This window comes from Streptomyces sp. SM18 (assembly GCF_002910775.2).
GTDB lineage: Bacteria > Actinomycetota > Actinomycetes > Streptomycetales > Streptomycetaceae > Streptomyces > Streptomyces halstedii.
Genome location: NZ_CP029342.1, coordinates 1,522,921 through 1,544,728, shown reverse-complemented (window position 1 = coordinate 1,544,728; position 21,808 = coordinate 1,522,921). Strand labels below are relative to the sequence as shown.

At 69.8% G+C, this 21,808-nt stretch carries 15 protein-coding genes and 1 tRNA gene; 5 read left to right on the top strand and 11 right to left on the bottom strand.

Features of this window, described 5'->3' with window-relative positions:
• Window positions 1-25: 25 nt before the first annotated feature.
• The gene (locus B9S64_RS06825; RefSeq protein ID WP_103488783.1) at window positions 26-922 is read right to left on the bottom strand and encodes an MHYT domain-containing protein; all 897 of its coding nucleotides are present in this window, start codon (window positions 920-922) and stop codon (window positions 26-28) included.
• Window positions 923-1,241: 319 nt separating this feature from the next.
• Here B9S64_RS06825 and pepN point away from each other — a divergent pair, with 319 nt between their 5' ends.
• The 3 genes from pepN to B9S64_RS06810 all read left to right on the top strand — a co-directional run bounded on the left by pepN (window position 1,242) and on the right by B9S64_RS06810 (window position 6,844).
• A complete protein-coding gene (gene pepN, locus B9S64_RS06820) occupies window positions 1,242-3,788 on the top strand; it encodes an aminopeptidase N (RefSeq protein ID WP_103488784.1) in 2,547 nt (848 codons plus the stop codon).
• A 216-nt stretch (window positions 3,789-4,004) separates the two neighbouring features.
• Window positions 4,005-5,405 (top strand): aminotransferase class V-fold PLP-dependent enzyme, encoded by a 1,401-nt coding sequence (locus tag B9S64_RS06815; protein WP_103488785.1) that lies wholly within the window; start codon window positions 4,005-4,007, stop codon window positions 5,403-5,405.
• Window positions 5,402-6,844, top strand: coding sequence for a lysine N(6)-hydroxylase/L-ornithine N(5)-oxygenase family protein (locus B9S64_RS06810; RefSeq protein WP_103488786.1), 1,443 nt, complete (start codon window positions 5,402-5,404; stop codon window positions 6,842-6,844). Before B9S64_RS06815 ends, B9S64_RS06810 begins: the two co-directional genes overlap by 4 nt.
• A 379-nt stretch (window positions 6,845-7,223) precedes the next feature.
• Here the strand turns inward: B9S64_RS06810 and B9S64_RS06805 are convergent, their stop codons facing one another.
• Window positions 7,224-9,035, bottom strand: a complete 1,812-nt coding sequence (locus B9S64_RS06805) for a bifunctional UDP-sugar hydrolase/5'-nucleotidase (protein WP_103488787.1) — start codon at window positions 9,033-9,035, stop codon at window positions 7,224-7,226.
• Window positions 9,036-9,270: 235 nt separating this feature from the next.
• On the opposite strand from B9S64_RS06805, the gene pyk reads away from it, so the two are divergent.
• Window positions 9,271-10,704, top strand: a complete 1,434-nt coding sequence (gene pyk, locus B9S64_RS06800; protein ID WP_103488788.1) for a pyruvate kinase — start codon at window positions 9,271-9,273, stop codon at window positions 10,702-10,704.
• A 6-nt stretch (window positions 10,705-10,710) separates the two neighbouring features.
• Here the strand turns inward: pyk and B9S64_RS06795 are convergent, their stop codons facing one another.
• The gene (locus B9S64_RS06795; RefSeq protein WP_103488789.1) at window positions 10,711-11,484 is read right to left on the bottom strand and encodes a helix-turn-helix domain-containing protein; all 774 of its coding nucleotides are present in this window, start codon (window positions 11,482-11,484) and stop codon (window positions 10,711-10,713) included.
• A gap of 110 nt (window positions 11,485-11,594) precedes the next feature.
• Window positions 11,595-11,669, bottom strand: a tRNA-Leu gene (locus tag B9S64_RS06790).
• Between the two features lie 98 nt (window positions 11,670-11,767).
• On the opposite strand from B9S64_RS06790, the gene B9S64_RS06785 reads away from it, so the two are divergent.
• Complete coding sequence (locus B9S64_RS06785) at window positions 11,768-12,424, top strand: ANTAR domain-containing response regulator (protein WP_103488790.1); 657 nt, start codon at window positions 11,768-11,770, stop codon at window positions 12,422-12,424.
• A gap of 105 nt (window positions 12,425-12,529) precedes the next feature.
• On the opposite strand, the gene B9S64_RS06780 is transcribed toward B9S64_RS06785, so the two are convergent.
• From B9S64_RS06780 to B9S64_RS06750, 7 genes are all read right to left on the bottom strand, one after another.
• On the bottom strand, window positions 12,530-13,246 hold the full coding sequence (locus B9S64_RS06780; protein WP_028440255.1) for an ABC transporter ATP-binding protein: 717 nt from the start codon (window positions 13,244-13,246) through the stop codon (window positions 12,530-12,532).
• Window positions 13,243-14,235 carry an ABC transporter ATP-binding protein gene (locus B9S64_RS06775; RefSeq protein WP_258037684.1) on the bottom strand — a complete coding sequence of 331 codons (993 nt, stop codon included), beginning with the start codon at window positions 14,233-14,235 and terminating at the stop codon, window positions 13,243-13,245. Before B9S64_RS06775 ends, B9S64_RS06780 begins: the two co-directional genes overlap by 4 nt.
• Window positions 14,236-14,240: 5 nt before the next feature.
• Complete coding sequence (locus B9S64_RS06770; RefSeq protein ID WP_103488795.1) at window positions 14,241-16,070, bottom strand: branched-chain amino acid ABC transporter permease; 1,830 nt, start codon at window positions 16,068-16,070, stop codon at window positions 14,241-14,243.
• Window positions 16,071-16,075: 5 nt separating this feature from the next.
• Entirely contained in the window at window positions 16,076-17,005 is a 930-nt protein-coding gene (locus tag B9S64_RS06765) for a branched-chain amino acid ABC transporter permease (RefSeq protein ID WP_103488792.1), read from the bottom strand.
• A 117-nt stretch (window positions 17,006-17,122) separates the two neighbouring features.
• Entirely contained in the window at window positions 17,123-18,334 is a 1,212-nt protein-coding gene (locus B9S64_RS06760) for a branched-chain amino acid ABC transporter substrate-binding protein (protein WP_030631658.1), read from the bottom strand.
• A 608-nt stretch (window positions 18,335-18,942) separates the two neighbouring features.
• Window positions 18,943-19,413: a PaaI family thioesterase gene (locus B9S64_RS06755; protein WP_103488793.1), complete on the bottom strand. Its 471-nt coding sequence runs from the start codon at window positions 19,411-19,413 to the stop codon at window positions 18,943-18,945.
• A gap of 115 nt (window positions 19,414-19,528) precedes the next feature.
• On the bottom strand, window positions 19,529-21,799 hold the full coding sequence (locus tag B9S64_RS06750) for an FdhF/YdeP family oxidoreductase (protein ID WP_103488794.1): 2,271 nt from the start codon (window positions 21,797-21,799) through the stop codon (window positions 19,529-19,531).
• Between the last annotated feature and the right edge of the window lie 9 nt (window positions 21,800-21,808).

Sequence of the window (21,808 nt, the reverse complement as noted above, 5' to 3'; positions counted from 1 at the left end):
CACCAGGTCCGCTCACCAGGTCCGCTCACCAGGTCCGCTCGTCGCGGCCGTCGTTCCAGGACGACGGCTCTCCCGGAGGCGTCCGGCCGGTGCGGGTCCGGCCGACGAAGGGGGAGGGGGACGCCGGGGGCGCCGGGGACACGCCCCGGTGGCCCGCACCGCTCGCGGGGGCCGACCACTCGCCCTCGCCCAGCACCAGGAGCGGGTCGAACATCACGACCACACCGGCCAGCAGCAGGAAGACCACCGGGCCGATCAGCATCGGCAGCAGGAGCGAGGAGGGGGACCGGCCGAGGTCCGCCTGCGTGACGTCGATGGTGTGCAGATGCACGGCGATGCCGCGCATGCCCATGTAGTGCATGCCGGTGACGGCCACACCCATGATCAGGCTGGCCCCCAGGCTCGGCAGGAAACCGCGGACCGACACGGCGGCCCACAGTGCGGCCGTCGCCGCGGCGACCGCGATCACCACGGACAGGGTGACGGACACCGGGTCGTACTCGATCCGGCCGTTGACGCGGATGCCGCCCATGCCGATGTAGTGCATCGCGGCCACGCCCAGACCGGTGATCAGCCCCGCCGACGCCAGGGCCGGACCGGTCGCTCCCCGGTAGCCCACGATGTACACGCCGACGCCGACCACCACGATCGCCACGACCAGGCTGAGCACCGTGCGCCCGAGGTCGTAGGTGACCGGTGTCTCCTGCACGTGGAACCCCATCATGGCGACGAAGTGCATCGTCCAGATCCCCGAACCGATGGACGCGGCCCCCATCGCCAGCCATCCCGGCTTCCACCTGCTGTTGGTGCGCAGGGACCGGATGGTGCAGCGCAGCCCGAGCGCCCCGCCCAGGCAGGCCATCACATAGGCCACCACCGGAGTGACCGCACCGTAGTTGAATCCATCGATCGTGCCCTGCATGAGCCGGTCGCCCCCTCGGCGTGCGGGTCGTGTGAAGAAAGCGTGTGACCGGTGACTCTAAGGTCGCCCTCTCAAATGGCCAAATCTCGCTGTAGAAAAAGGCCACGTAATTGAGTAAATCAGGGCAATGTCGAGGGAATTCGGCCTCAAGATCAACAAAAATCGGACGGTCCGCAACCGTGGAAGGCCTTCACGAAACCCGCCATACCGGCCACCCGAAACCCACCACACCGGCCACCCGGAGCCCACCCACCACCCCGCCGGTCAGCCCTGCGAGAACCTCCCGCACGCCCCCGCACCCGTACGGCAGCATGGGCCCATGTCCGTACTGACGCGCGAAGAAGCGCAGACCCGTGCCCAACTCATCGACGTACACCGGTACACCGTCGACCTCGACCTCACCACCGGCGACGACACCTTCGACTCCCGGACCACCATCCGGTTCACCGCCCGCACCACCGGTGACACCTTCGTCGAGATCAAGCCGGAAACCCTGCACGCGCTCACCCTCGACGGACAGCCCCTCGACCCCCGGCTCCTCGACGGCAACCGCTACCCCCTCCACGGCCTCGCCCCCGGCACCCACGAACTCACCGCCGACGCCACCCTGCGCTACTCACACACCGGCGAAGGCATGCACCGCTTCACCGACCCCGCCGACGGCGAGACCTACGTCTACACCCAGCTCTTCCTCGACGACGTCCAACGCGTCTTCGCCGCCTTCGACCAGCCCGACCTCAAAGCCACCTTCGACGTCACCGTCACCGCACCCCACGACTGGACCGTCCTCGGCAACAGCACCGCCGCACACACCGGCGAAGGCCGCTGGACCCTCGCCACCACCCCACCCCTGTCCACCTACCTCGTCGCCGTCGCCGCCGGACCCTGGCACTCGGTCACCACCCACCACGCCGGCATCCCCTTCGGCATCCACTGCCGCCGCTCCCTGGCCCCCCACCTCGACGCCGACGCCGACGAGATCCTCACCCTCACCCGCGCCCTCTACGACCGCTACCACGAGAAATTCGACGAGCCCTACCCCTTCGACTCCTACGACCAGGCGTTCGTCCCCGAATTCAACGCCGGCGCCATGGAGAACCCCGGACTCGTCACCTTCCGCGACGAATACGTCTACCGCTCCGCCGTCACCGACACCGAACGCCAGACCCGCGCCGTGACCATCGCCCACGAGATGGCCCACATGTGGTTCGGCGACCTCGTCACCCTCACCTGGTGGGACGACATCTGGCTCAACGAGTCCTTCGCCGAGTACATGGGCTACCAGACCCTCACCGAAGCCACCCGCTTCACCGGCACCTGGACCGACTTCGGCATCTCCCGCAAGAGCTGGGGCTACGACGCCGACCAGCGCCCCTCCACCCACCCCGTCGCCCCCGACGCCGTACCCGACACCGCGTCGGCCCTCCTCAACTTCGACGGCATCTCCTACGCCAAGGGCGCCTCGGCCCTGCGCCAACTTGTCACCTGGCTCGGCGAGAAGGACTTTCTCGCCGGCATCAACACCCACTTCACCCGGCACAAGTTCGCCAACGCCACCCTCGCCGACCTCCTCGACAACCTCGCCACCGCCACCGACCGCGACGTCCACACCTGGGCCGCCGACTGGCTGCGCACCACCGGCACCGACACCCTCACCGCCCGCACCGAAACCACCGGCCACCACTGGAACCTCACCGTCGACCGCACCGGCGACCGCCCCCACCGCATCGCCGTCGGCACCTACGACCACGCCCTCGACACCCACTCCGGCACCGGCCGCCTCGTCCCCCGCGAACGCTTCGAACTCGACATCCCCCAGAACCCCGCCCCCACCACCCGCCCCGGACACCGCCCCGACCTCGTCGTCCTCAACGACGGCGACCTCACCTACGCCAAGATCCGCCTCGACCCCGACTCCTGGAACACCGCCCTCACCCACCTCAGCGGCATCCCCGAACCCCTCACCCGCGCCGTCCTCTGGAACGCCGCCCGCGACATGGTCCGCGACGGCCACCTCCACCCCACCGCCTACCTCACCGCCGCCCGCACCCACCTGCCCCACGAAACCGACCTCGCCCTCGTCCAGGGCGTCCTCACCTTCGCCGCCACCCACATCGCCGACCGCTACCTCACCCCCGACGCACGCCCCACCGCCCTCGCCACCCTCACCGACCTCTGCCGCGACCTCCTGCGCCGCACCGAAGGCCTCACCGCAGAGGACTGGGAACCCGGCCCCCACGGCACCCCGCCCACCGGCACCGACCCCGGCCTCCGCCTCACCGCCGTACGCCACTTCATCGACGCCGCCACCCAACCCGACACCCTCCAGGAGTGGCTCACCGACGGCACCGTCCCCGGCGGACCCGAACTCGACCCCGAACTCCGCTGGCGCGTCCTCACCCGCCTCGCCGTCCTCGGCGCCACCGACGAGACCACCCTCGCCCGCGAACTCACCGCCGACCCCAGCGCCACCGGACAGGAAGGCGCCGCCCGCTGCCGCGCCGCCCTGCCCACCCCCGAAGCCAAAGCCACCGCCTGGAACGCCCTCTTCCACGACGACACCCTGTCCAACTACCTCTTCGCCGCCACCGCCCAGGGCTTCTGGCAACCCGAACAGGCCGCACTCACCCACGACTACGTCCACCGCTACTACCCCGACGCCACCGCCCTCGCCACCCGCCGCGGCCCCGCCATCGCCGAAGCCGCCGGACGCCACGCCTTCCCCGCCCACGCCGTCGACGACGACCACCTCACCACCGGCACCACCGCACTCGACGACCCCTCACTCACCCCCGCGCTGCACCGCAAACTCACCGACCAACTCGACGACCTGCGCCGCGCCCTCGCCGTACGCCGGGCCCACTGACCACACCCGCCCACCCGCCGCCACCGACCCGCACCGTGCCCGGCCTCCCCGACCACCGGGGGAGACCGGGCACGGCCGTACGAAGAGCGCACACTGATAACGCAACCCGCCCGCTCCCCACCGACACCGAACGCCAATACCCCTTTCGGGTTCCGCTCGTTGGGCTCTTCGGCCGCCCCACACGAAACCCGACCGACCCGAAGGACCCCATCACCCATGCCCACCCCGCCCCTCGCCGGAGGAACCGCAGGCCCAGCCCACCTGCGCCCCCTCCTCGACACCGTCCTCGCCGCCCTCCACGACGGCGCCGTCCGCCGCGGCGGCCCCCTCCCCGCCGGCGGCCCCGACACCGTCACCCACCACACCCGCGCCACCACCGGCCCCCTCATCCCCGACCAGGGAACCGGCCCCCACCACGCCCTGCGCACCCTCGTCACCGCACTCGCCGAAGGCGCCGCCGACCCCGCACACCCCCACTGCGCCGCCCACCTCCACACCCCACCCCTCGCCCTCGCCGCGGCCGCCGACCTCGCCGCCTCCGCCCTCAACCCCTCCATGGACTCCTGGGACCAGGCCCCCGCCGCCTCCACCCTCGAAGCCACCCTCACCACCACACTCGCCGCCGAGATCTACCCCCACGCCCCCCGGCCCGACGCCCTCGTCACCACCGGCGGCACCGAAGCCAACCAACTCGCCCTCCTCCTCGCCCGCGAACGCCACGGCCCCGTACAGACCATCTGCGCCGCCAACGCCCACCACAGCGTCACCCGCGCCACCTGGATCCTCGGACTGCCCCGGCCCGTCGTCATCCCCGCCCCCCGCGGCACCATGGACCCCACCGCCCTCCACGACGCCCTCACCACCCTCACCGGCCCCCTCCTCGTCACCGCCACCGCCGGCACCACCGACACCGGACGCATCGACCCCCTCGACCACATCGCCGACCTCACCACCGCCCACGACGCCGACCTCCACATCGACGCCGCCTACGGCGGCCCCCTCCTCTTCAGCCCCACCCACCGCCCCCTCCTCGACGGCCTCCACCGCGCCCACAGCGTCACCCTCGACCTGCACAAACTCGGCTGGCAACCCGCGTCCGCCGGCATCCTCGCCGTCCCCCACCACCACGACCTCCACCCCCTCCACCACCAAGCGCCCTACCTCAACGCCGACGACGACACCGACGCCGGCCTCCCCGACCTCCTCGGCCGCTCACTGCGCACCACCCGCCGCCCCGACGCCCTCAAGATCGCCGTCACCCTCCAGGCACTCGGCCGCGACGGACTCGCCGACCTCATCGACCGCACCGTCGCCGCCGCCCACCACCTCGCCGACCTCATCGACCGCGACCCCGGCCTCCAACTCCACGACCGCCCCACCATCAGCACCGTCCTCTTCCGCCCCACCCACGCCGACGACACCACCGTCGCCACCATCCGCCGCACCCTCCTCACCCAAGGCCAGGCCGTACTCGGCCGCGCCCACATCGACGGCGAACTCTGGCTCAAGGCCACCCTCCTCAACCCCCACGCCACCCCCGACGACCTCCAGCACCTCCTCGCCCTCGTCACCCACGCCCACCACGGCGCCACCACGGAAGGCAGCACCCCCCGATGACCGACCGGACCACCCCCGACGGCAACCGGCCCCACGACCTCATCGGCATCGGGCTCGGCCCCTTCAACCTCTCCCTCGCCGCCCTCGCCCACAACATCCCCGGCCGGCCCCTCACCACCGCCTTCTACGAACAACGCCCCGCCTTCCACTGGCACCCCGGCCTCCTCATCGACGGCGCCACCCTCCAAGTCCCCTTCCTCGCCGACCTCACCACCCTCGCCGACCCCACCAGCCCCTGGACCTTCCTCAACTACCTCCGCACCCACGACCGCATCTACCCCTTCTACTTCGCCGAGCAATTCCACATCCACCGGGCCGAATACGACGCCTACTGCCGATGGGTCAGCGAACAACTCCCCACCACCCACTTCCACCACCGCGTCGACACCCTCCGCTGGAACCCCGGCCACTCCCACTTCGACGTCGACTACACCCGCCTCACCCCCGACGGCGACACCGAGACCACCGGCCGCACCCACACCCGCCACATCGCCCTCGGCGTCGGCACCGAACCCTTCGTCCCCGAACCCCTGCGCCCCCTCGCCACGGCACCCGACACCCCCGTCATCCACTCCGCCGACTACCTCCACCACCGCGACACCCTCCTGCGCGCCGACCACATCACCGTCATCGGCTCCGGCCAGTCGGGCGCCGAGATCTTCCTCGACCTCCTGCGCGCCCGCCCCCACGGCGCCGAGAAGATCCACTGGCTCGCCCGCACCCAGGCCTTCGCACCCATGGAGTACTCGAAGCTCGGCCTCGAACACTTCACCCCCGACTACACCCACTACTTCCACGCACTCCCCGAACACGTACGCGACGCCCTCGTCCCCCAGCAGTGGCAACTCCACAAGGGCATCGACACCGACACCATCACCGCCATCCACGACGAGCTCTACCGCCGCACCCTCCACGGCGGCTGGCCCGACGCCACCCTCACCCCCGGCGTCACCGTCCGCACCGCGACCCGCCCCCACGGCCCCGCCGGCCGCATCGAACTCCACCTCGAACACACCCAGCAGGACACCCGCACCCGCCTCACCACCGACGCCGTCGTCCTCGCCACCGGCTACCGCGAACGCCCCCTCGACACCCTCCTCACCGGCATCGCCCCCCACCTCCGCCGCGACAGCCGAGGACGCCCCCGCATCGACACCGACTTCCGCCTCGACCTCGACCCCGCCATCACCGGCAACATCTACGTCCAGAACGCCGAACGCCACACCCACGGAGTCGGCGCCCCCGACCTCGGCCTCGCCGCCTGGCGCAGCGCCACCATCCTCAACAACCTCACCGGCACCCGCCCCTACCCCCTCCCACAGCGCACCGCCTTCACCACCTTCGGCCTCACCCCCCACCCCACGCCGCGCATCCCCGGCCAGCAGGACCGCACCTCCCACACCCCCGCACCCCGGCCGCACGGCACCAGCCATGTCTGAAGCCCACGGCTGACAACCGGCCACCCAGGGGCTGCTGTCCCGTCACCCCCGGCGGGCGCACGACGACAGCCACGGCACCCCGCCGCCCCTCACCGCCGTACGACCGGGGCGCCCGGCCCGGACACGCCCCGGCAGCACGGTGGCGACCGCCCCCGCAGGAGACGGCCGCCACCGTGCCGGCGCCCGGACACGCCGAACGGCCCGCCGGAAGAACCGACGGGCCGTCACACACCTCACTGGAACCACGGCCGGACCGCGGGCCGGGGCCGGGGCCGGGGCCGGGGCTCAGCACACCGGCCCCGGCCCCGGAACCGCCGGCCAGGAACCCCAGGGCCCGGCCCAGAACACCGGCCCCGGCCCCGGAACCGGGGGGCCCGGCTCAGAACACCGGCACACCCTCCCGCGTCAGGCGCCAGTCCACCGACGCGAACTCCGCCGGATCCACCGAACCCTTCGCCTGCACCCACCCGATGATCGTGTTCCGGATCTCGTCCGAATCCGCCCACAACTGCTTGGCACCCGGAACGTGCGGGAAATTGCCCCCACCGCTCGCCCGGTAGTTGTTCACCGCGAACACGAACTCCGCCGCCGGATCCAGCGGCGCCCCCTCGAACGACAGCCCCACGATCCGCGAACCCACCGGCTGCGCGATGTCGATGTCGTACGACACACCCGACACCACGTCGTAGTTGTAATCCGGAATGTCCTCCGCGTTCGTCAGCTTCGACGTGTCCACCGGAGCCCCCGCGGCCGTGCGCACGTAATACCGCGCCGAGTACTCCAGGTAGTCCTTCAGCTGAGCACCCGTCAGCAACCGTGCCTCCAGGGTGTTCTCGAACGGATACAGCCCCGCCGCGTCCTTGATCGTCACCTCGCCGGCCGGAATCGACGCCGTACGCGAGAAGCACGCCGCCTGCGACAGCACCGGAAGACCCGCGTACTCCCCGCCCGCCAGCGCCTCCCGCACCGTCTCCGCCTGCACCAGGTTGATCAGGTCGATGACCGGCTCGTCCTTCCACGGCGCCTCGGCCGTCGACATCGCCGCCACCGACGTACCGATCACCTGGTTCACATACGCCACGACCTTCCGGTGCTCACCCGCGAGCAACGACGTGACCGCCCGGTCCTCCTCGACCGTGTTCGAGTTCAGCACCTGGGCCCCCACCTTCTCGACCACCCAGCGCCCCTTCTCCCACACCAGATCGAAGTCGAACAGCGTCAGCCGCTGCCCCCACTTCAGCGGCTCCGACAGAACGACCGGCTTCCCCGTCTTCTTGTTCGTCACCACGTACTCCGGGATCTCCGCGTGCGCGTGACCCACCAGAATCGCGTCGATCCCCGGGACCTGCTCCGCCACCAGACCCGCGGCGTTCTCCACGTACGGCAGCTGGTCCCCGTACGACGACGTCCCCGACGAACCCGAATGCGCCGACACGATCACCACGTCCGCACCCATCGAACGGAGCTTCGGCACCCACTTCGCCGCCTGCTCCTCCAGGCCCGGGAACACCATCTTCCCGCCCACGTTCGCCTTGTCCCAGATCGCGATCCCCGGGTTCGTCAACCCCAGGACAGCCACCCGCACATCACGCCCGTACGGCGTCCGCACCCGCTTGATCACATACGGGGCGAATGCCGGCCGCAGCGTCCTGGCGTCCAGCGCGTTCGCCCCCAGCAGCGGGAAATCACACTGCTCCTCGAACTTCCGCAGCACCGGGATCCCGTAATTGAACTCGTGGTTCCCGAGCGCCGCCGCGTCGTAACCGATCTTGTTCATCGCCCGCGCCATCGGATGCACCGGACCACGCCTCGCCGTGATCGGATCGATCTTCGCGTAGTAATACGAAAGCTGCGTGCCCTGGATCGTGTCACCCGCGTCGATCAGCAGCGTGTTGTGCCGGCCCCGCTCCTTGCGGACACGATTCACCAGCGTCGAGATCTTCGCCAGGCCCACATCGTTGTGGTCGGCGTCATCGAATTCGCCGTCCGTGAAATAGTCCCAGTTGAAGACGTTCCCGTGCAGATCCGTCGTCCCCATCACGGTGAACGAGTACCGCTTCGACGGGCGGCCATGCCCCGGCCCCTTGTGACCGGCCGCCACCGCCGGACCCGCGGCCACCCCGCCCGCCAGCGCCGCACCCGCACCCGCGGCGGCCGAACTGCCCAGAAAAGTCCTACGGTTCAGCGGCATCCTTCACTCCTCATCCGATCGAACAACGCGCGTAGATTCTGGCTCAGCCACCCACACCCGCAACACCCCGCGCAGGTTGCGATCTGATGACCACCAGCCCCGCCCGCCGCACCGGCCGCTCATCGGAGCGACACGCCGCACACTTCAACAGTTGTCAACAACCCTTCATCGAAAGGACGTTGGGCTGTCATACGGACCCACATACCTACCCATAGGTAAGGTCTACGCTCGAACCATGCGCCGAGCGAAAATCGTTTGTACCCTGGGCCCCGCGACCGACACGTACGAGCAGATCAAGGCACTGGTCGAAGCGGGAATGGACATGGCCCGCCTCAATCTCAGCCACGGCAGCTACGCCGAACACGAAGAGCGCTACCGCCACGTACGCAAAGCAGCCCAAGAGACCGGCCGCGGCGTGGGAATCCTCGCCGACCTCCAAGGCCCGAAGATCCGCCTCGGCCGCTTCGCCGAAGGCCCCGTACTCCTTGAACGCGGCGACGACTTCACCATCACCGTCGAACCCGTGGAAGGCGACCGCCACATCTGCTCCACCACCTACGACGGCCTCGCCGCCGACGTCAGCGCGGGCGAACACATCCTCGTCGACGACGGACGCGTCACCCTCGAAGTCACCGGCGTGGACGGACCCCGCGTCCACACCGTCGTCATCGAGGGCGGCATGGTCTCCGACCACAAGGGACTCAACCTCCCGGGCGTCGCCGTCTCCGTCCCCGCGCTCTCCGCCAAGGACATCGACGACCTCCGCTGGGCGCTGCGCACCGGCGCCGACATGATCGCCCTGTCCTTCGTCCGCACCGGACGCGACATCCACGACGTCCACCGCGTCATGGACGAGGAGCACCGCCGTCTCCCCGTCATCGCCAAGATCGAGAAGCCCCAGGCCGTCGACAACATCGCCGACATCGTCGCGGCCTTCGACGGCCTCATGGTCGCCCGCGGCGACCTCGGCGTCGAAATGCCCCTGGAACAGGTCCCGATCGTCCAGAAACGCGCCGTCACACTGGCCAAGCGCAACGCCAAACCGGTCATCGTCGCCACCCAGATGCTCGACTCGATGATCGACAACTCCCGGCCCACCCGCGCCGAGGCCTCCGACGTCGCCAACGCGGTCATCGACGGCACGGACGCGGTGATGCTCTCCGGCGAGACCAGCGTCGGCACGTACCCCGTCGAGACCGTCGCCACCATGGCCCGCATCGTCGAGGCCGCCGAGGAGGACATCCTCGCCAAGGGCCTCCCGCCCCTCACCGACCGCAACAAGCCCCGCACCCAGGGCGGCGCGGTCGCGCGCGCGGCGGCGGAGATGGGCGACTTCCTCGGCGCCAAGGCCCTGGTCGCCTTCACCCAGAGCGGCGACACGGTCAAGCGCCTCTCCCGCTACCGCTCCCCGATCCCGCTCCTCGCCTTCACCCCTGACGAGGCCACCCGCGCGCAGCTGAACCTCACCTGGGGCGTGGAGACGTTCCTGGGGCCGCACGTGGAATCGACGGACGCGATGGTGGCGCAGGTGGACGAGGAACTGCTGCGCATCGGCCGGTGCCGCAAGGGCGACGTGGTCGTCATCACCGCGGGCTCGCCGCCCGGGGTCGCCGGCACGACGAACCTGGTCCGGGTGCACCACATCGGCGAGGACGACAGCCCGAAGTGAGGGCCGTCAGTACTTCGGCCCGACGTGCGCGTCCATGAGGGCGACGGACGCCCGTCGGGCCACGGAGATGTTGTACGGCTTCCCGGCGCGGGTGCAGTGGGTCCACTCGACTCCCAGCCGGTCGAGGGTGTCGGTGAACAGCGCCCGGATGTCGTCGGACTTGTTGGTGAAGAAGTACCGGGGGTACTCGTAGCGCTTGCGCTCACCGCCGATGATGCGCGTGGTCCAGTTGGTGATCCGGCATCCGTCGGAGTGGATGAGCCCTCTGACGAAATCCCACGGGTGGGCGTCCACGATCCGCTGCTGCCAAGGCTCAAGGGCGATCTCGCGCTCGTGCTTCTTGCCGGGGCCGTGCTGGGGGAAGAGGCAGGGCCAGTGCTTGCTGTGGCAGGTGACGTTCTGGCAGCCCTGCCGTGGGACGCGGAACACCTTGTTGTCCGGACGCGCGCTCCGCATCGCCTCGGCACAGGCGTCGATCAGACCCGGCCACGCGTCGGAGCAGGCGACGCGCAGGAAGTAGACGCCGCGCGGGGCCGGGCTGATGCAGCCGTCCCCGAGGTAGAGGCCGAGCAGATACGCGTAGGCGGGGGGATCGTCAGGATCCCGTGGGGTCTCGGAGCAGCGGGGGCACGGCTTGCTCCGGAGGGAGAGGGGTTCGAGACGCGTCCGCCAGGAGCGGATGGCGGCCCGCGACACGCCGGTCTGCCTGCTCACGGAGTTGAGACTGCGGCCCTGTGAGACCAGGGCCAGCGCCTGCTTGCGGGTTCCCACGTCGTACACGGGTCCGAGCTTCGTCCGAAGCGTCCTGGCGCGGGCGGGGAATGACCGGTGATTACCTGATCAAGTGAAGTTCTTCGATTCCTCTTGCTGCCTTGGAATCGAAGGAAAAGTGCCCCAGGTGGGATTCGAACCCACACTGTCCGCTGTTTGAGAGCGGCCTCTCTAACCAGTTGGAGTACTGGGGCCTTAGAAAGGAAGGGCGTCGACTGCCCTGCGTAGTGCCACCTTATCGTAGCTAGGTAGGCTCGTGGGAGCTGTACCTGCCCTGGAACAAGGAGCCCCCGTGACCACCCCCGAGTCGCCCCAGCCCGAAGACGCCGCCGACGACGCCCAGTCGCACGTCCCGCCGCTGACGACCCGCGTCGTCATCGCCGAGGACGAGGCGCTCATCCGCCTCGACCTCAAGGAGATGCTGGAGGAAGAGGGCTACTCGGTCGTCGGCGAGGCCGGGGACGGGCAGCGGGCCGTCGAGCTGGCCCGCGAGCACAAGCCGGACCTGGTCATCCTCGATGTGAAGATGCCGGTCCTGGACGGGATCTCCGCCGCCGAGAAGATCGCGGAGGAGTCCATCGCCCCCGTCCTGATGCTCACCGCGTTCTCGCAGCGCGACCTGGTGGAGCGGGCCCGGGACGCCGGGGCGATGGCGTACCTGGTCAAGCCGTTCAGCAAGAGCGACGTGGTGCCGGCGATCGAGATGGCCGTGTCCCGGTTCGCGGAGCTGCGTGCGCTGGAGAGCGAGGTCGCGGACCTGGCCCAGCGGCTGGAGACCCGGAAGCTGGTGGACCGGGCGAAGAGCATCCTGCAGACGGACTACGGGCTCTCCGAGCCGGCCGCGTTCCGGTGGATCCAGAAGACGTCGATGGACCGCCGGATGTCGATGCAGCAGCTCGCCGAGGCGCTGATCGAGGACGCCGAGGAGAAGAAGAAGGCCGCCGAGTAGCCCTTCCGTACCCGTACACCGGGCCTGTGCGGCCCGTACAGGCGTACGGCGAAGGCCCGCACCCCGACGAACCGGGGTGCGGGCCTTCGCCGTGAAGCGGGGGTGTCAGTCCTCGCCGAGGTAGGCCTTGCGGACGGACTCGTCGTGCAGGAGGTCCGAGCCGGTGCCGGAGAGGACGACCTTGCCGACCTCCATGACATGGCCCTGGTCCGCCAGCGAGAGCGCCGCCTGGGCGTTCTGTTCGACCAGCAGGATCGTGGTGCCCGCCGCCTTGAGCTCGACGATGGTCTCCATGATCTTCTGCATCATGATCGGCGAGAGGCCCATGGAGGGCTCGTCCAGCATGAGCAGCTTGGGCTGGGACATGAGGGCGCGTCCCATGGCGAGCATCTGCTGCTCGCCGCCGGAGAGGGTGCCCGCCGCCTGCTTCCGGCGTTCCCCGAGGATGGGGAAGAGGTCGTAGGCGCGCTGGACGTCCTTCTCGATGCCGGCCTTGTCGCTGCGGAGGTAGGCGCCGAGGAGGAGGTTCTCGGTGATCGTCAGCCGGGGGAAGATGTGGCGTCCCTCGGGGGAGTGGGCGAGGCCCAGGGAGACGATCTTGTGGGCGGGTATGCCGTTGAGCGGCTGTCCGTCGAAGGTGATGCGGCCGCCGGCGGGCTTGAGCAGTCCGGACAGGGTGCGCAGGGTGGTGGTCTTGCCGGCGCCGTTGGTGCCGATGAGGGTGACGACCTGGCCGGCTTCGACGCTGAAGGAGATGCCCTTGACGGCTTCGATCTTGCCGTAGGCGACGCGGAGGTCCTCGACCTCTAGCAGCGCGGTCATCGGTTGTCCTCCTCTTCTTCCTCTTCGGTGCGGGGGGTGCCGGTGCGGGGGGCGCCCGCCTCGGGGGGTGCCGGGTCGGCGGACGCGGGTCCGGCCGGTGCGGCTGGTGCCGGTGCCGGTTCCGCGGGTGTCCGGTCCGCGGCGGCGGCGTCGGCCTCGGCCGCCTCGACCTCGGCGACCTCGTCGGCGCCGGGGGCGCCTTCGAAGGGGGTGCCGAGGTAGGCGGCGATGACGCGTTCGTCGCTCTGGACGACGGAGGCGGTGCCCTCGACGAGCTTCTCGCCCTGGACGAGGCAGGCGACGCGGTCGCAGAGGTTGAAGATGAAGCGCATGTCGTGCTCGATGACGAGTACGGCGATGCCCTGGTCCCGGATGGCGAAGATGAGTTCTTCGGTGACCCGGGTCTCCTGGGGGTTCATGCCCGCGGTGGGCTCGTCCAGGAGGAGGAGTCCGGGGTCGCTGGCGAGGGCGCGGGCGATCTCCAGCTTGCGCTGGTCTCCGTAGGGGAGGTTGCGCGCGAGGTGTTCGGCCTTGTCGGCGAGGCCGATGAACTCCAGGAGCTCCATGGCGCGTTCGCGGCTGGCGTTCTCGGCCTTGTGGTAGCCGGGGAGGCGCAGGAGGGCCGACCAGAGGCCTTCCTTGGTCCTGGTGTGGCGTCCGACGAGGACGTTCTCCAGGACGGTCATGTTGGCGAAGAGGCGGATGTTCTGGAAGGTGCGGGCGATGCCTGCCTGGGTGACGAGGTGCGGTTTGGGCGGCAGGACGGTGCCCTTGTAGCGGACGGTGCCCTCGGTGGGGACGTAGAGGCCGGTGAGGCAGTTGAAGAAGGTGGTCTTGCCGGCGCCGTTGGGCCCGATGAGGCCGACGATCTCGCCGGCGTCGACGGTGAGGTCCACGCTCCGTACGGCGGTGAGGCCGCCGAAGCGCATGGTGACGCCGCCTGCGTCGAGGACGGTGGTGCCGGTGGTGGGTGCGGCTGTCGCGGTCATGGTGGTCACGCCCCCGCCTTCGTGGTGCCGGCGGCCTGGTCGGTGAGTGGTGTGTCCGGTGGTACGTCGAGCTGGCCGGTCTCGTGGAATTCGAGCTGCTTCCTGCGGTCGGCGACGAGGCCTTCGGGGCGGAAGCGCATCAGGAGGATGAGCGCGAGGCCGAAGAGGAAGAGCTGGTAGTCCTGCATGAACTGGAGCTTGGCCGGGATGAGGTAGAGCAGCGCGGCGCCGACGAGGGGTCCGCTGAGGGTTCCCATGCCGCCGAGGATGACGGCGGCGAGGAGGAACGCGGAGTTGGGCGGTACCGATCCGGCGAACTGGTACTGCTCGGGGGTGACCGTGTAGGAGACGTGTGCCTGTACGGTCCCGGCGAGCCCGGCGAGGGTGGCGCCGAGGGCGAAGGCGAGCAGCTTGAGCCGGAAGGCGTTGATGCCCATGGCCGTGGCGGCGGTCTCGTCCTCGCGGATGGCGACCCAGGCGCGGCCGATGCGGGATTCCCCGGAGCGTCGGAAGACGAGGACGACGACGGCGGTGAAGACGAGCATCAGCAGGTAGTAGTTGGCGGACCTGCCGAGGGTGAAGCCGCCGACGTCGTGGCTGATTCCGAGGTCGAATCCGAAGAGTTCGAGGTCGGGGATGCTGGGGATGCCCTGGGAGCCGTTGGTGAGGTCGGGGCCGCTGACGCCGTTGAGGGCGTTGACGGTGAGGCGGAAGATTTCTCCGAATCCGAGGGTGACGATGGCGAGGTAGTCGCCGCGGAGGCGGAGTGTGGGTGCCCCGATGACGACGCCGAAGACGAGCGAGGCGGCGGCTCCGGTGAGGACGGCGGCCCAGAAGGGGAACTGGACGCCGATGGGGGACATGGGGGAGCCGGAGACGAGGGCGGCGGCGTAGGCGCCGACGCCGAGGAAGGCGACGTATCCGAGGTCGAGGAGGCCGGCGAGGCCGACGACGACGTTGAGGCCGAGGGCGACGGTCGCGAAGATGAGGATGTTCGCGCCGATGAGGGCGTACTGCTCGTTCTGCTGGGTGAAGGGGAAGCAGAAGGCGGCGACGAGCGCGGCGACGAGCGTGACGTTGCGGTGCTTGGTGGTGAGGGCGGTGATGCGGGCGATGAGTCCGGCCCGGGTCAGCGCGGCGAAGCCGAAGCCGACGGCGACGAGGAAGCCGATGAAGAGTTCGGCGTACTCGGTGTCGATGCCGTAGGTGAAGACGTGGAGGCCCACGCCGAAGGAGACGGCGATGACGAGGATCTCGGCCCAGGAGGGGAGTGCCTTGGCGCGGGGCGGCCGGCCGTCGGCGCCCGCGAGGCGGATGTGCCTCCAGAAGAGGTAGGGGAGGAGGCCGACGATGACGGCGAGGAACCAGTTCCACCGGGGCAGTTCTTCGGCGGGCTTGCGGTCGAGGGGCAGGCCGAGTGCGCCGAGGAAGGTGATCAGGGTGGCGGCGGCGGCGAGGTAGCCGCCGGGTTCGAGGTTGACGACGCCGCCGAGTTCGGCGGTGATCGAGATGACCGCGTACCAGGTGGTGGCGAGGGTGCCGAGGGCCAGGAAGAACGTGGAGTTGTGGCTGCGCGTCGGGTTGAGCCAGCCGAGCCCGCGTATGCCGTAGCCGGCGAGGGCGTACAGCAGGGTGAGGGCTCCGCTGACGAGGGTGAGGACCTGGAGGCCTCCGGGGTATCCGTTGACGGTCAGGTCGCCGGGGAATTCGGAGGTCCACGTCCAGGCGAGGAAGGTGGAGACGACGGTGAGGGCGGCTCCGGCCGTGGTGACCGCGCGGGCGGCCGTGGCGGGGAGGGGGATGACGGGCGTGGCTCCGTGCGTGTGGCTGGTCATGGTCATCACGCCCTGTCCGCGACTTGTTCGCCCAGCAAGCCCTGGGGGCGTATGAGGAGGACGAGGATGAGGAGCACGAAGGCCCAGACGTCCTTCCAGGCTCCGCCGCCGAAGAGTTCCATGCCGGGTACGTCGCTCATGTAGCCGGTGGCGAGGGCTTCGGCGACGCCGAGGACGACTCCGCCGAGCATGGCGCCGTAGATGTTGCCGATGCCGCCGAGCACGGCGGCGGTGAAGGCCTTGAGGCCCATGATGAAGCCCATGCGGAAGCCGATCTGGCCGTTCTTGAGCCCGTAGGCGACGGCGGCGACGGCGGCGAACGCGGCACCGATGGCGAAGGCCATGACGATGACGCGGTCGGTGTTGATGCCCATGAGCTTGGCGGTGTCGGGGTCCTGGGAGGTCGCCTGCATGCCGCGGCCGGCCCGGGTCTTGGAGACGAAGAGGCCGAGGGCGAGCATGCACACGGGGGCCGCGATGATGACGAAGAGGTCGCCGCGCTGGATGCTGGCGCCGAAGATGTCGATCGCCTCGCCCTTGAACTGCGGGAAGGAGCGGTCCTTGGTGGCGTTGGGGTACCACATCCATACGGCCTGCTGGAGTGCGAGGGAGAGGCCGATGGCGGTGATGAGGGGGGCGAGGCGTGGTCCGCCGCGCAGTGGGCGGTAGGCGAAGCGTTCGGCGGCGACGCTGATGGCGACGGAGCAGACGACTCCGCCGGCGATCATGAGGGGTATCGCGGCGAGGAGGGAGAATCCGGACGGAAGCCCGAGGTAGACGGTGAGGGCTCCGAAGCCTCCGATCATGAAGATCTCGCCGTGTGCGAAGTTGATGAGCTGGATGATTCCGTAGACCATCGTGTAACCGATCGCGATGAGACCGTACATCGCGCCGAGGATGAGTCCATTGGCCAGCTGTTGCGGCAGTTCGTTCACCGCAGGGCCTCCGTGGAGTGGTTCGGATATGGCACCGCGCGGGAGTGCTCGTAGCGCTCCCGCGCGGTCTGTGTGCTGTGGGTGTGCTGCAGCCCGGGTGTGGTGGCCTGGGCGGTGTTACTTGACGGCCTCGCTGAGCTTGGAGGTCCACTTGCCGGAGGTGACCTGGTAGGCGGTCATCATGGTGTTGGTGGTGTCGCCGTACTCGTCGAACGAGACAGGGCCGGTGACGCCTTCGAACTGGACCTTGCTCATGGCGTCGAGCACCTTGGTGCGGGCGTCGTCGGGGAGCTTGCCGTCGTTGTCGGCGACGACGGCCTTGACGGCCTCGATGATGGACCAGGTGGCGTCGTAGGTGCCGCCGCCGTAGGCCTCGTAGGCGTCCTTGTATCCGGCGGTCTTGTAGTCGGCGATGAACTTCTTGGCCGATTCGAGCTCTTCGACGGGCTTGCCGACGGAGGTGGCGATGTCGCCTTCGGCCTTCTTGTTGAGGCTGATGAAGTCGGCGCTGTACATGCCGTCGCCGCCCATGAGGGGGATCTTGACGCTGTCCTTGAGCTGCTGGCTCAGGGGTGCGCCGGCGGGGTACTCGCCGCCGTAGTAGACGGCCTTGGCGCCGGAGCCCTTGACCTTGGTGACGACGGAGTTGAAGTCGCGGTCGTCGGGGTTGACGTGGTCGGTGCCGACGATCTTGCCGCCGAGTTCGGTGAACGTCGTCTTGAAGGAGGCGGCGAGGCCGGCGCCGTAGGGCTTCTGGTCGTCGATGAGGTAGACGTCCTTGATGTTCGCGTTCTTGTAGAGGTAGTTCGCGGCGAACGCGCCCTGGATGGCGTCGGTGGTGGCGGTGCGGAAGTAGGTCTTGAAGGGGCGCTGCTTGTCGCCGGTCTTCCAGTTGTTGCCCTGGGTCAGCTCGGTGCCGGTGTTGGCGGGGGAGACCTGGGTGAGGCTGGCGTCGTTGAGCGGCTTCTGCATCGACTGGGAGACGCCGGAGTTCAGGGGGCCGACGACGCCGAGGACCTTCTTGTCCTGGATGAACTGGGTGGCGTTCTGCTGGCCGACGGAGGGCTGGGCCTGGTCGTCGAGGGCCTTGAGCTGGAAGGTGACGCCGGGGACGGTCTTGTCCTTGTTGGCGATCTTGACGGCGAGGTCGGCGGAGTTCTTGATGCCGAGGCCGAGCGCGGAGAGGTCGCCGGTCAGGGGCGCGTCGAGGCCGATGACGACGGTCTGGTTGCCGCTGTCGCCGCCGCTGCCGCCCTTGTCGTCGTCGCGCGATCCGCAGGCGGTGAGAGTGAGAGCTCCGGTGGTGAGGACTGCGGTGAGTATGAGCAAAGAACGGTGTCGCACGAAAGGTCCTTTCCCTGGCGCGGCCCCCTCTGCTGAGGTGCCGTGACGATCGCCGGGGCCTACTGGTCGATACAGGTCCGTGCAGCAGACGCGCCCGGCGGCGCGGTGACTGGCCGTGACTCTAAGCGCAGGTGCGGGGGTGCGGGACGGGTCCGCAAATGATGTGACTGTCTTGTTATGCCATGGGGAACGCTCGGTGGTCGCAGTGTGGACATGTGCGATTTTTTCCCTGGCGCCGAAGTGACCGCGATGTGAGAACACCCAGCTCTGCTAAGGGGCTTGAGGTGATCTTGGTGCTGTCGCACGAATCGGGGCGCAAGGGGCGCGGGTGCCGGCCGGGGGTCGGTTCCGGGGTGCGGGTGCCCTCTTCGGTGTATTGCGCAGTTGTTACGCAGTGTTACATCCGTGGGGTGTGCGCGCCGGTGGGTGGCGGGTGGCATGGCTGCTGAAGTGGCGCATGGAACGGGAGTGGCGGTCAAGGGTGTTGACCGTGAGTAGGCGTCAACTCGCCCCTGACGCTTCGGATATGGCTCCGCCCGGTCCGGAATGCGGTGCGTTCCGGGCCGGGCGGAGGGGTGTGGACGAAGGGGTGTTCAGCCTGCGGCGGGCCGGGGCGCGTCGCGCAGGAGGCAGGTGAGCCGGGCGGTGCAGACCCGCTTGCCGTCCTCGTCGGTGAGGACGATCTCGTACGTGGCGGTGGTGCGGCCGCGGTGTACGGGGGTGGCGACGCCGGTGACGAGGCCGGCGCGGACGCCCCGGTGGTGGGTGCAGTTGAGGTCGACGCCGACGGCGAGCTTGGTGGCGCCGCCGTGGAGCATGGAGCCGACGGAGCCGAGGGTCTCGGCGAGGACGGCGGAGGCGCCGCCGTGCAGGAGTCCGTAGGGCTGGGTGTTGCCCTCGACGGGCATGGTGCCGACGACGCGGTCGGCGGACGCCTCGGTGATGCGGACGCCCATGCGCTCGCCGAGGTGGCCGGCGGAGAAGAGGGCGGGCAGGTCGACTCCGAGCGCGGCGTACTCGTCGATGATCTCCTGGGGGAAGGCGGGTGCGGTGTTCTCGCCCATGGGGTGCGGCTCCGATCGTCTGCGGTGGGTCCTCGCTGTGCGCACGGCGGGGCCGTGCGCACTGTTCCTATCAGACGGCTGAGCGGACGCTTAGGGCAGTGCGGCGCGGGGCGGATCAGGGCTGTTCGAAGCGGATGACGACCGACTTGCTGGCCGGGGTGTTGCTGGTGTCGGCGGTCGAGTCGAGCGGGACGAGCACGTTGGTCTCGGGGTAGTAGGCGGCGGCGCAGCCGCGTGCGGTGGGGTAGTGGACGACGCGGAAACCGGGGGCGCGGCGTTCGACGCCGTCGCGCCATTCGCCGACGAGGTCGGTGTAGGCGCCGTCGGCGAGGCCGAGGGCCGCCGCGTCGTCGGGGTTGACGAGGACGACGCGGCGGCCGTCCTTGATGCCGCGGTAACGGTCGTCGAGGCCGTAGACGGTGGTGTTGTACTGGTCGTGGGAGCGCAGGGTCTGCAGGAGCAGGCGGCCCTCGGGGAGGCGCGGGTACTCGACGGGGGCGGCGGTGAAGTTGGCCTTGCCGGTGGCGGTGGGGAAGCGGCGTTCGTCGCGGGGGCCGTGGGGGAGGGCGAAGCCGCCGGGGGCGGCGAGGCGTGCGTTGAAGTCCTCGAAGCCGGGCACGACGCGGGAGATGCGGTCGCGGACGGCCGCGTAGTCCTTCTCGAACTCCTCCCAGGGGGTGGCGGAGGAGGGTCCGAGGACGGCGCGGGCGAGCCGGGCGACGATGGCGGGTTCGGAGAGCAGGTGGGGGCTCGCGGGGGTGAGGTTGCCGCGGGAGGCGTGGACCATCCCCATGGAGTCCTCGACGCTGACGACCTGCTTGCGCCCGTCCTGGACGTCCTTGTCGGTGCGGCCGAGGGTGGGCAGGATCAGGGCGCGGGTGCCGGTGACGGCGTGCGAGCGGTTGAGCTTGGTCGAGACGTGGACGGTGAGGCGCGCCTTGCGTACGGCGGCCTCGGTGACGGCCGTGTCGGGGGTGGCCGCGACGAAGTTCCCGCCCATGGCGAAGAACACCTTGGCGTCGCCGTCGCGCAGGGCCCGGATCGAACGCACGACGTCGTAGCCGTGGTGGCGCGGCGAGGTGATGCCGAATTCCTTGTCGAGGGCGTCGAGGAAGGAGTCGGAGGGGCGCTCGAAGATGCCCATGGTGCGGTCGCCCTGGACGTTGGAGTGTCCGCGGACGGGGCACACCCCGGCGCCGGGGCGGCCGATGTCGCCGCGCAGCAGGAGGAAGTTGACGATCTCGCGGATGGTGGGGACGGAGTGCTTGTGCTGGGTGAGGCCCATGGCCCAGCAGACGATGGTGCGCCGTGAGGCGAGGACCATGGCGAGGGCCCGCTCGATGGCGGGGCGGTCCAGTCCGGTCGCGGTGAGGGTCTCGTCCCAGTCGGCTTCGCGGGCGGCCCGGACGAACTCCTCGTAGCCGTGGGTGTGCTCCTCGACGAAGGCGGTGTCGACGGCTCCCTCGGTCTGGAGGATCAGCTTGTTCAGCAGCCGGAAGAGCGCCTGGTCGCCGCCGATGCGGATCTGCAGGAAGAGGTCGGTGAGGGCCGCGCCCCTGAGCATGCCGGAGGGGGTCTGGGGGTTCTTGAACCGTTCGAGGCCGGCTTCGGGCAGCGGGTTGACGGAGATGATCTTCGCTCCGGCCTTCTTGGCCTGTTCCAGGGCGGAGAGCATGCGGGGGTGGTTGGTGCCGGGGTTCTGGCCGGCGACGATGATCAGGTCGGCCTGGTGGAGGTCCTCCAGGCTGACGCTGCCCTTGCCGACGCCGATGGTCTCGGTCAGGGCGGAGCCCGACGACTCGTGGCACATGTTGGAGCAGTCGGGGAGGTTGTTGGTGCCGAACTCGCGGGCGAAGAGCTGGAAGAGGAAGGCGGCCTCGTTGCTGGTGCGGCCCGAGGTGTAGAAGAGCGCCTCGTCGGGGGAGTCGAGGGCGGTGAGCTCCTCGGCGATGATCTCGAAGGCGCGTTCCCAGGTCACGGCCTCGTACCGGTCGGCGCCCTCGGGCAGATACACAGGTTGCGTGATGCGTCCCTGCTGGCCGAGCCAGTAGCCGCTGCGTTCGGCCAGGTCGGCGACCGGGTGGGCGGCGAAGAAATCGAGGGTGACGCGGCGCAGGGTCGCCTCCTCGGCGACGGCCTTGGCGCCGTTCTCGCAGAACTCGGCGATGTGCCGCTTGTCGCCCTCGGGCCAGGCGCAGCCGGGGCAGTCGAAGCCGTTCTTCTGGTTGACCTTGAGGAGGGTCCGCGCGCTCCGGCGTATCCCCATCTGCTGCTGGGCGATGCGCAGGGACTGGGCGACGGCGGGCAGACCCGCCGCGGAGTGCTGGGCCGCCTCGACCCGCGGTGCGTCCTGGACCGGGTCACCGGTCGGGGGCTTGGTGGCCATGGTGCTCCC